Below are 8,763 nucleotides of genomic sequence, written 5' to 3'. Positions count from 1 at the left end.
TTATATTTGACAAAAATTTAATTGGTGGTTAGGGTTATTAGACAGGCTGTCGTTGTGTGGCATACAATAAAAGATTGTAGAAAAGGGAAAAGAGACTCTGACAGAGGCAAATAATGAAGAGGAGGATTTTAAAATCAATTTGAAATATACAGTTGTTTTCATCAAAATCAATAAAACTAAAAATTAAGTATAAAAGAACAGAAATTAAACTAACTGAAAATGAGAAAAAAGCAATTCAAGAGAAAGAAGAAGATGTAAAAAAACAAATTAATAGTTGGATGGACGAAAATTTTGAATAGTGTCTCAATTTTTGTTGGTAATGGAATTAAAACAATTTTAAAATAAGAAAAATGAACTTTAAGAATTCAAATATATGGAGCGAGAAAGGGGCTACGTTAAGTCTTAACAATGCAGTCAAAGAATATGGTACAACAGAAGTTGAAATTATTGATAGAATAAAAGCTGGAAAATTGCAATACAGACTTAATTATGCGCATGGAAATCCTTATTACAAGCTAATCAGGAGCGAAGTGGAAAGTTTAGTAAAAGATAAATATGGCGATTCTTATTTCAAAAAACAAAAACGAAAAACAGAATTAGAAATTATAAATAAGCAACTAAGAAAATATAGAAAACAAATCAAACTATTAGAAAAACGAAAATCTGAATTAGGGAATGATTAGTAAATGTACGTCCACACAACAAACACTAAACTTAATAGCTATTTCGTGGGTTTGCGAGGTCTTTGTGCTAATAATTAGCACCGCCAAATCTTCGATTTGACGTTTTTAAGAAAAAAAGGTAAAACGCAAAATCAAAGATTTGGCTAATTGGTAAATTGTAAGTAAATTGCCCTTTTTAACGCTACTAAAGTTTAGTGCAAGTGTTATGGGCTGACGTTCTTAAATAGTGCCTCTTAGAAAACTCTACAAAACTAATAATGTTTCTTTTTGCGATATTTTTATTTTTCTCAACTTACTGATGCAAAGGCATCAGTTCATTTCCAAAAAGTAAAAATCTCATCAAAAATAATTCATTTTATAAAAATAGATAGTTTTCTAAGAGGCACTAAATATCATTTTTTATGAGCAAAGTTAATAAATTTTGGGTTGTTACCAAACAAAAATTCACAGTTAGTTGATATTCTGTTCCATGCAGATATGAAAATAATGGAATTGCAATTCAAAGGTGGTTTGTCGGGTAAAGAAATTATTGGTATTTTTACAACAAAAAATGAAGCTGAAAAAGTTGCCAAAAAGGCTTTATTAAAAGTGTAATGCTACAAACTTTAAATTGATTATTATGGGAAAACATTTAAAAATTATTTCGACTGAATATATGGAGCAATACTCTAATAAAGTAAAAGTTGATTGGTTTGAAATATTCAACAAATTAAAAACAAAAAAACAATTTACTCTTGAAGATTTTGAATATTACATAATTTCATCGTCTTTGTATTCGTCAAAAATTGAGGGTAATACACTTGATGCTAATAGTTTTTTCAGAAATCGAGGCAAAAAAACTTCTCCAAAGAAAAGAGAAGTTCAAGAAATTGAAATACTAATGGAAGCATATAAATTTGCTTCTGAAAATAAATTGAATCGAACAAATTTTTTAAAAACCCATGCCATTTTATCAAAAATACTCCTGCCAGTAAAAGAAAGAGGGGTTTTAAGAAAAGAACAAGTAGGAGTAAGAGATTCAAAAACACTAAAACCTGTATATTTAGCAGTTGAACCTCAATTTCTAAAAGAAGAATTTGCTAAACTTTTCGATGATATTGATGAATTATTAAAAAGAGATTTGAGCCATAAAGAAATTTTTTATTTTGCTTCAATGATTCATATTTGGTTAGCCAAAATACACCCTTTTAGTGATGGTAATGGTAGGTCTGCAAGATTATTAGAAAAATGGTTTTTAGTTTCAAAACTTGGGATGTCTGCATGGTCAATTAATTCAGAAAAATATTATTGGGATAATCGCCCTGATTATTATCAAAATATTGCTCTTGGGTATAATTACTATGTTCTTTATTGGAATAGATGTATTCCATTCTTGTTAATGTTGCCTAAAGCTATGCAGTTGTCTTAATTCGTTTGCCCATAACAAAGGCTATACGTAATGTGGGGTTCATCGTAAATTGAAAGATTATGCAAGTAAAGAAATTAAGTAGTAAAATGAAAGTGAAGTGCTACGCAAACCCGCACTACGTATATTCGAACCGTTGAGCCTGCCTGCCAAGGCTCGACAGGCGGGCGAAACCAAAAGTTACACAGTGTTTATACCGAAAGGTTATCATGTAAAAGAAAATAAATTTTCTTAACATGCTAATCCATCGGCATAATACCAGTTTCTTCTTAATTATATGCTGAGCGGTCATAAACTGTGTTTTGCTATATCGTTAAACAATTTATAATCTGTGTGTTAAACATAGCTCCAAAGTTCAAATTATGACCAGCCGAAGTATAATTTGATGACGGTTTAGTATTATATGTAATTTTAATAAATGATGAACTTTGAGTAAAGTTAAATTTTTTCGGGTAATTTAAAAATTAGTGATTGGTTTTTGGCAACATTTCATTTTTTTTGATACTTTTTTTATATTTTAAATAATTCATTTTTGTTGATTTTTATTTGTAACTTTGCCAAGAAATAATTAAAAAAAAATGTATCAAAATTACAAGCTAACTTTGAAAATAAAAATATGAGTAAGGTAAAAATATCCATACGTTTTTTTGACGACCGCGAAGTGCGTGCTGTTTGGGACGAAGAAAACGCCAAGTGGTGGTTTAGCGTATTGGATATTGTTGCTGTGCTAACCGACCAAAGTGACTATACAAAAACTCGCAACTATTGGAAGTACCTTAAAGCCAAATTGAAAAAAGAAAATAATGAGTTGGTTAGTGCCACTACCCAACTGAAACTTTTAGCAAGTGATGGCAAAAGATATTTAACTGACATATTGGATTACAACGGCATTATTGTATTGGGGAAAGAGTTTCCTGGCAAAAAAGCAAACCGATTTATTGAATGGTTTACTTACAGTGATACAAGCATAGACGGAAAAAGCAAAACAAAGGCTTATGCTTTGTTTGAAAGTTCGTTTATCAACAGTATTGAAGTTGGCACAACCAATGGCTTGCAACAAATACATGCTTATTTATTTGGCGGCTTGTATGATTTTGCGGGGCAAATTAGACAAAAAAACATTTCAAAAGGCGGTTTTCAATTTGCTGTATCACGCTTTTTAGGCGACACATTAAAGCAAATAGAAGCAATGCCAGAAACAACATTTGAGGAAATTGTCGATAAATATGTGGAAATGAATATCGCTCACCCTTTTATGGAGGGTAATGGTAGAAGTGCTAGGATATGGCTGGATTTGATATTGAAAAAACGACTAAAAAAATGCTTAGACTGGAGTAAAATAAGCAAACAAGATTATATGAACTCAATGATGTTGAGTCCAACAAAAAGTGCTGTTCTGAAAACACTTTTGGAAAATGCACTCACAACTAAAATCAACGACCGCGAAATGTTTATGAAAGGAATTGACTATTCGTATTACTACGAAGAAAATGACTAATTTTATTTTTGAGAACCTGTAATTTTAAAGAAAATAATTTCAGATACTTTATTTTGTTTTTGTATTTTTGACGTTGTTAAATTTGTAGTAATTAAATAATATATTATGAAAAAGTTTGGAATTATCGCTGTTATTTCTCTTTTCTTTATTACTTCCTGTGATATACTTGCTAATTTAAACCTTGAGGATTTTGAAGGTGTGATTCAAGAAGAGCAAGGTCTTACTAATACCGAAATTATTAAAGGATTAAAAGATGCTCTTGCTGTTGGAACAGGAAATGCAGTTTCTTTACTGAATAAAGAAGATGCTTTTAATAAAAACCCAAAATTCAGAATTCCCTTTCCTAAGGAAGTTGTGTATGTTGAGGAAAAATTAAGAAGCATTGGTTTAGATAAAGTTGTTGATGATTTTGAATTACAAATGAATCGTGCTGCGGAAAAAGCTGTGGTAAAAGCAAAACCAATTTTTGTAAGTGCAGTAAAAAATATGTCTTTTGCGGATGCAAAAAATATTCTTACAGGACCCGATAATGCAGCAACTGAATATTTTAAAAAACAAACATCAAATAATTTAATAGCTGTATTCAAACCACAAGTACAGAATACACTGGATGAAATTTCGGTAACAAAATATTGGAATAATGTAACATCTGCCTATAACAAAATTCCATTTACAAAAAAAGTTGAAACAGATTTAGCACAATACGTTACTCAAAAAACTCTTAATGCTTTGTTCATACAATTAGCAGTTGAAGAAAAAGAAATTAGAGAAAATCCAATTAAAAGAACAACGGCAATACTTAAGAAAGTTTTTGGCTCGCTGGATAAGTAAGAAATGCTTAGAGTTAAAAACTAAAAGCTAATCCTACGGACTTGCTTCGCTTCGAAAGTTAAAAAAAACAGGAATACGGACTGCGGACTGCTTACTGTGGACTGCTTACTGCGGACTGAAGACTGCGGACTGAAGACTGCTTACTGAAGACTGCTTACTGCGGACTGAAGACTGCGGACTGAAGACTGCGGACTGCTTACTGCGGACTGCTTACTGCGGACTGCTTACTGAGGACTGAATACTTTATTTCTTCATCAAAAACCTGTCATAAATTAACAAACCAACAGCAGTTGATGCACCGATGAGTGTAAAAATTATCCAAATTCTTGACGGATTATATTGAACCCATAAGTATTGCGTTAAAGATGCATCGGTCATGTTCAATAATTCTTTTGCTTGATTCCAGTAGTCGTTTTTTGTAAAATTCTCTGATATTTCAGGAATATTTAATTCTCTTGTTGCTATTTCTTTTTTCAACAAATTCATTTTATCCGATATTGCACCGTAGGTTCTTCCTGATAATAATCCTGCAAAAAAGTTTCCTCCTGCCATTGGCAAAAATGATGTTCCCATGTAAAGAGCAACTTTGTCTTTTGGAGCAATCCTGCCAAGATATTCTGTTATTTTTGGTGAACTTGACATTTCTCCAATTGAAAAAACAAGCATAGATAAAAATAAATAAAATCCATTATCGGTAACAAACCATAACCCAACACCAATTGCTGAAATAAAAATTCCACTTATCATTGAATTTATAGGTTTGAATTTCATTACCAATGTAGAAATTAATATTTGAAAAATGATAATATAAAAAGCATCAATATTTATTAGCATTTCTGGAGCAATAGTTCCTTCTTTAGTTCCAATTGCTTCAGCTAAGGGTTGTGAAATTTTAGCTAATACATTATAAATTTCTCTGGTATTAACCCATTGATCAATAAAATTTGGTAAAGTATAAAATAACTGAAAATACATTGTCCAAAAACCAATAATGATAATAAGAAATAATGCAAATTTCCAATCCTTTAGAACAATATAAATGTTGAGGAATATCTTTTTTAGAGATTTAATAAATCGTTCTTCAGATTTTTCTCTATCAGGTTCTTTAAAGAAAAATAATAATAAAATAACATTTATTCCAATTACAATAGCGGAAACAATAAAAACATAATTCCAATCCAATTGTCTTGATTTTGAAGCAACCACAGGACCAATAAATGCACCAATATTTACTATCATGTAAAAAATTCCGAAGCCAATGGAAGATGTTTCTTTGTCTGTTGTTTTTGCAATAGTTGCCGAAACAATTGGTTTGAACAATGCAGAACCTATTGCAGTATAAATAAGTACAATAAATACCATGAGATAAGAATCTACGCTACCAATTAAAAGATAACCGCTAATTAAAATTCCATAAGCTAGGAGTAATACTTTTTTGTAGCCGAGTTTATCAGCAATAGAGCCGGTAATTATAGGCAAAAAATATACTAAGGCACCAAAAGTACCCATTAAAGTACCTTTTTGAATTTGTGTAAAACCAAGAGCACCTGTATCTCTTGAGTTTGTAAGATATAATGCTAAAACAGCAAATATTCCGTAATAAGACCAGCGTTCAAAAAGCTCCATTGAATTGGCAACCCAAAATGTGCGTGGAAACTTTTTATATACTGTTTTTAATTTTCCCATTAACTCTTTCTTTTGTTTTAATAAATTATTATAGTAGTGCGTTCTCTAATTATCATTACAAATTTATTTATCTTTTTCCTTTATACTGCGTTAAAATTATTTACCGTAGCTTGTGCCTCCGCTAAAGCTTCAGCGACACGCGGATGGCTATGCTAAAAAATTTTGCCTTGTCTAAAGAAAAAATCTATAATAAATTTCATGTAAAGCTAATTAAAGAATGCACTACTAGTTTTTAAAAAGTTGCAATTTATAAATATTTATTGAGAAAAATTTTACCGTAGTCAGATTGTTTATTGCCTTTGTTCCTAAAGCTACTGCCTAAGCGAAAGGCTTTTTTATATACTTCTTCAAAATTGATTGTATTATCCTGAAAGTGCTTTAAATTTTTTCATTGTCTATAAAAAAACTGACAATCTTGATGCGAAGGAATTTACAGAAGCCCCCTTAAGTATAATTGGATATTAAAAGTTAAGTAAAAGTAAAAAAATGTATTGTTTTGTTGTATAGTGAAAATTATATTATATTTGCAAATGTATTTTGTGATATATTCAAATTTATTAGGGCATGAAAATATTAGAAATACAAAATTTATAAGCCATTGGATAATATTGAATTATGGAATTTTTCAACAAAATATATAATGGAAATATAATGAGTGGTCATTATATTCACTCGTTACAAGCAATGCAAAAAAACAGAATATCAACCCAATAATAATAAAATTTAAAAAAAAGAAAAATATGTCATTTCAAACTCCAATAACCATTTCAGATGCTATAAAAAAAATTGACTCTAACCAATTTCTGCTTCCAGCTATCCAAAGAGAGTTTATTTGGTCACACTCAAAAATTGAATGGCTTTTTGATTCCATAATGAGAAATTACCCTATCAGTTCTTTTTTGTTTTGGAATGTTGAAGAAGAAACAGGGAACGGTTACAGATTTTACAAATTTATAAGTGAATATAGGGAAAAGTATCAAACTCATAATTTAGAAATTTCCACCAATGGAATAAATTCATTTGAAGCGGTTTTAGATGGACAACAAAGATTAACATCTCTTTATCTCGGATTAAAAGGTAGTTATGGTTACAGTGTTAAAAATTTAAAATGGGAGAATACTGAGAGAAAAATTCCTACACGACATTTATACCTTAATGTTTCAAGAGAACTCAAAGACGAAGAAGATGGTAGAATTTATGAGTTTAGGTTTATTCAGAAATCTGATTCAGAAGAAAAAGAAATTTACCATGAAAATGATTGGAATTGGTTCAAGGTCGGAGCGATTTTAAACTATGAAGATGAAGAATCATTCGATAATTTTGTAGAAGATTTTGAAAATAGTTTTTCTCGTAGAGCTATAAGACAATTAAGAAGAACTATTTTGGAGAAACCAATCATAAACTATTTTCTCGAAAAAGACCAAAGCTTAGATAAAGCACTTAATATTTTTATCCGAATAAATAGCGGTGGCGAGCCTTTAAATTTTTCTGATTTACTTATGTCAATTGCCGTTGCTAACTGGACAAAAAAGGATGCAAGAAAGGAAATTCATAATCTCGTTGATAGTATCAGAGACAAAGGGTATTCTATTTCAAAGGATTTGATTCTTAAATCATTTTTATATCTATACAGTAAAGACATAAAGTTTAGAGTTACAAACTTTTCAAAAGAAAACGCAAAAGATTTTGAAACTGAATGGGAGAAAATAAGAGATTCAATCTTATCAACTTTTGACTTGTTAAAGTCTTTTGGATTTACTGATTTTACACTTACTTCAAAAAATGCAATAATTCCAGTAATATATTATTTATATCACAAAAATATTTACAAAAATTTCTCAACTAAAACTGAATTTAAAGAAGATAGAGAAGCTATAAAAAAATGGCTTCATATTGTCCTAATAAAAAAAATATTTGGTGGCACATCAGATTCAGTCTTATCCCAAATTAGAAAAGCATTTACTGACAATGTGATTGAAACGAAAATTAAAGCAAAGATAATAACTTTTCCAATAGATTCAATTTTTAATTATATCCGCAAGGATACAAGTGTTGGAGAAGAGTTTATTGAAGAAATATTATTTACTCAAAAGGATAATAAATATGCATTTTCTATATTATCACTTTTGTTCCCTGATTTGGATTATAAAAACAATGATTTTCATAAAGACCATATTCATCCAGCAGCAAGTTATAGCGAATTGCCAGATAATTTAAAGGAAAAATATGGGTGGTTGACATATAATTCAATTCATAATCTTCAAATGTTGGATGCTAACGAAAATATGTCCAAGAATGCTAAGGTTTTGAAAGATTGGATAGAAGAGCAAACAAAAAACAAAGACAAGAATGATTTTTTGAAAAGACATTTAATTCCCATTGTTGGCTTAGAATTAGACAATTTTGAAGAATATGTTGAAAAGAGAAAAGAAATATTAATGATGAAATTAAAAGAGATATTGAATTAAGCACAGCTTGTAACAAAGGCTCATACGTAATGCGGGGTTCATCGTAAATTGAAAGATTATGCAAATAATAAAATTTAGTAGTAAAATTAAAGTGAAGTGCTTCGGAATCCCGCACTACGCATAGCCAAACCGTTGTGCATTATTAAAAAAGAAAAATACACCTACAATAAAATAATTTACTTATGAGAGAAA

8 protein-coding genes are annotated in these 8,763 nt (G+C 29.9%); 7 read left to right on the top strand and 1 reads right to left on the bottom strand.

Annotated elements, in window-relative coordinates:
* The first annotated feature begins 152 nt into the window (after positions 1-152).
* The 6 genes from U9R42_12320 (at position 153) to U9R42_12295 (ending at position 4,417) form a co-directional block, all read left to right on the top strand.
* A complete protein-coding gene (locus U9R42_12320) occupies positions 153-299 on the top strand; it encodes a hypothetical protein (GenBank protein ID MEA3496803.1) in 147 nt (48 codons plus the stop codon).
* A gap of 51 nt (positions 300-350) precedes the next feature.
* Positions 351-683, top strand: a complete 333-nt coding sequence (locus U9R42_12315) for a hypothetical protein (protein MEA3496802.1) — start codon at positions 351-353, stop codon at positions 681-683.
* 426 nt (positions 684-1,109) lie between these two features.
* A complete protein-coding gene (locus U9R42_12310; protein ID MEA3496801.1) occupies positions 1,110-1,277 on the top strand; it encodes a hypothetical protein in 168 nt (55 codons plus the stop codon).
* Positions 1,278-1,302: 25 nt separating this feature from the next.
* Complete coding sequence (locus U9R42_12305; GenBank protein ID MEA3496800.1) at positions 1,303-2,091, top strand: Fic family protein; 789 nt, start codon at positions 1,303-1,305, stop codon at positions 2,089-2,091.
* A 613-nt stretch (positions 2,092-2,704) separates the two neighbouring features.
* Positions 2,705-3,586, top strand: coding sequence for a Fic family protein (locus tag U9R42_12300; protein ID MEA3496799.1), 882 nt, complete (start codon positions 2,705-2,707; stop codon positions 3,584-3,586).
* 105 nt (positions 3,587-3,691) lie between these two features.
* Complete coding sequence (locus U9R42_12295; GenBank protein ID MEA3496798.1) at positions 3,692-4,417, top strand: DUF4197 domain-containing protein; 726 nt, start codon at positions 3,692-3,694, stop codon at positions 4,415-4,417.
* A gap of 243 nt (positions 4,418-4,660) precedes the next feature.
* On the opposite strand, the gene U9R42_12290 is transcribed toward U9R42_12295, so the two are convergent.
* Positions 4,661-6,103, bottom strand: a complete 1,443-nt coding sequence (locus U9R42_12290) for an MFS transporter (GenBank protein ID MEA3496797.1) — start codon at positions 6,101-6,103, stop codon at positions 4,661-4,663.
* A 740-nt stretch (positions 6,104-6,843) separates the two neighbouring features.
* Between U9R42_12290 and U9R42_12285 the strand changes: the two genes are divergently transcribed.
* Positions 6,844-8,571, top strand: a complete 1,728-nt coding sequence (locus U9R42_12285) for a DUF262 domain-containing protein (protein ID MEA3496796.1) — start codon at positions 6,844-6,846, stop codon at positions 8,569-8,571.
* Positions 8,572-8,763: the final 192 nt, after the last annotated feature.

It is taken from the genome of Bacteroidota bacterium (genome assembly GCA_034723125.1).
Taxonomy (GTDB): Bacteria; Bacteroidota; Bacteroidia; order CAILMK01; family JAAYUY01; genus JAYEOP01.
This window is presented reverse-complemented; position numbering and strand designations above follow the sequence as displayed.

Bases quoted from the DNA above. Each gene is read 5' to 3' on its own strand.
- U9R42_12315 (MEA3496802.1), top strand. From the start codon at position 351: ATGAACTTTAAGAATTCAAATATATGGAGCGAGAAAGGGGCTACGTTA.
- U9R42_12305 (MEA3496800.1), top strand. From the start codon at position 1,303: ATGGGAAAACATTTAAAAATTATTTCGACTGAATATATGGAGCAATAC.
- U9R42_12300 (MEA3496799.1), top strand. From the start codon at position 2,705: ATGAGTAAGGTAAAAATATCCATACGTTTTTTTGACGACCGCGAAGTG.
- U9R42_12295 (MEA3496798.1), top strand. From the start codon at position 3,692: ATGAAAAAGTTTGGAATTATCGCTGTTATTTCTCTTTTCTTTATTACT.
- U9R42_12290 (MEA3496797.1), bottom strand. From the start codon at position 6,103: ATGGGAAAATTAAAAACAGTATATAAAAAGTTTCCACGCACATTTTGG.
- U9R42_12285 (MEA3496796.1), top strand. From the start codon at position 6,844: ATGTCATTTCAAACTCCAATAACCATTTCAGATGCTATAAAAAAAATT.